We start from the raw sequence: 2,178 nt of genomic DNA on the forward strand, positions 1-2,178 counted from the left end.
CGGCTCGGCGCCCGCCCCGGGGACCTGGTCTGGTCGGTCGGCGCCGGCAGCGGCGCCCTCGCGGTGGAGGCGGCCCGGTTCGGCGCCGCCGTCGTCGCGGTCGAGGGCTCCCGCTCGGCCTGCGCCCGGCTGACCGTCAACGCCCGCCGCTACGGCGTCGAGGTGGAGGCGGTGTACGGGAGCGGCCCCGAGGTGCTGGGCGGCCTGCCGGAACCGGACGCGGCGGTGGTGGAGTCCGGCGGTCTCGACGTGGTGCGCGCGGTGCTGGCCCGCCGGCCCGAACGGTTCGTCGCGCTGCCCCGGACCCTCACCGAGGCCGAGGAGGTCCACCGGGCGATCGCCGGGGCCGGCTACCGGGCGGACGGCGCGCTGCTCCAGGCGAGCCCGTTGCGGCCGGTGGGGGAGGGCGAGGGGCTGGCGCTGGGAGCGGGCGGAAGCGGCGCGCTGGTCCTCTGGGGTGAGCAGATCGTGTGAAGGCCGTGGGCCCGTCCGGGGCCCGCGCCGGGATCGTCCGGTGGCGCCGACGGTGATCCAGGTCGCATCCGGACACCGATTCGAGAGGTGACCGCGCGGTGCCGGTAGTGTGACGTCCTGGGCGACTGCAAGGGTAGGCGACCCACCCGATTCAGTCGGTTTGTCACCTTTTTGACGCGGTGCAATCCGGTTCCGCTCGAAGTGTGGGCAATTCGACGGGCCTCGTGCCGGACCTGGAGAATGCCGTAGGGTCCGGTGCGGTCGTGCCGGTTGCTCCGGGTTGTCGTTGTTTCAGACGATGCGCCGCCCCCTACGGGCGGTGCGCCGGACCGGGGTGCCGCAGCGCGCCGGATGGACTTGGGCCGCAGCGCCACGGCGCGGCGGCCGCGTGTGGTTAGGGGCGGGCCGGTGCTGGTTCGGCCCGTGCGGATGGGCGCTGCGATCGGTGATCGTGTCGCCGAGGGCGCGGCAGCGGCCTGGAAGGAGCTTTGACAATGACCGATGGCGGCCACGTTCCGGGCGAGGGAATGCCGGAGCACCTGCACGGCGGGCCGGACCCGCTCGGCGGACCGGAGGGCGTCGCGGGCGTTGCACCCCTCCAGGGCGTCGCGACGGACGGCGGGGCGATCCCCAACCCGGCGGCCCCGATCGGCGGTGTCCCCGGCGCGGTGCCCCCGGGCGCGGGCGGCATCCCGCCGCAGGGCCAGTACGGCTACGGCGTTCCCGGCGTGCCGCAGCCCGGCCAGCCCGGCGAGGGCTGGGGCGTCGACCAGGGCGCCCCGCGCCCGGCCTTCCACTTCCTCGACCAGCCCGACACGCCGGACGGCCTGGACGACGAGGACGACGTGCTGCTGATGCCCGGTCCGCAGGGCTCCTGGGGCGAGCCGCTCGCGGCCGTCCCGGCCGAGCAGGTGCCGCTCGCGCCGCAGCACGACGGCACGCCGGTCGAGCCGTCCTGGCCGCCGGTGGACCCGCCGGTGCTCGGCGCCGAGCACGGCGTCCAGCAGCACCCCGTCCAGCAGCCGCAGCAGCCGATGACGCAGGCTCAGCAGCCGCGCCGGCCGCTGCACGCCGGTCCGCCGATCCCGGACCCGTCGCTGATGACCGGCCAGGTGCCGGTCCGCTCGCTGGCCGACCGCGGCCCCTCGCAGGGCGGCACGCCGGCGCACGGCATCCCGGTGGTCGGCCGCCCGCCGATGGCCGAGGCCGCGGCTCCGGCTCCGGCCGTCGCGCCGCAGGCCGTCCCGGTCGCTCCGGCGGCCCCGGTCGTGGAGGGGCAGCAGCTGCCGCAGGCGCAGGACTTCCCGCAGGCCCAGCAGGTCCAGCAGGTCCAGCAGGCTCCGCAGGCCCACGGGGCCCAGCAGGTGCCGCTCGGCGTGCCGCCGGTCGAGACCGTGCTGGCCGTCGAGACGGTCGGGGCGATCGAGGTGATCGAGGTCGTCGAGACGCCGGAGGCCGTCCCGGCGCAGCCCGTGCAGGACGTGACGGCTCCCCAGGCCCCTCAGGCCCCTCAGACCGGCGAGGTCGTGGAGACCGTCGTCGCGGCCGTGCCGCAGGCCCCCGTGGCCGAGCCGGCTCCGGCCGAGGCCGCCCAGCCGGTGGTCGAGGCGGCCGACGCACCCGTCGCCGAGCCCGTGGCCGCCGAGACCGCCGTCGCTCCCGTCGCTCCTGAGGCCGTCGCTGCCGAGGGCGCTGCCGCCGACG

The 2,178-nt window shown here is 77.3% G+C and carries 2 pseudogenes; both read left to right on the top strand.

From position 1 onward, the window contains the following. Positions 1-474, top strand: a pseudogene (locus AE652_RS39995) (precorrin-6y C5,15-methyltransferase (decarboxylating) subunit CbiE); the annotation flags it as partial. Between the two features lie 494 nt (positions 475-968). Next, positions 969-2,178, top strand: a pseudogene (locus AE652_RS40000) (hypothetical protein); the annotation flags it as partial.

It is taken from the genome of Kitasatospora sp. MY 5-36, from assembly GCF_001182915.1.
Classification (GTDB): domain Bacteria; phylum Actinomycetota; class Actinomycetes; order Streptomycetales; family Streptomycetaceae; genus Kitasatospora.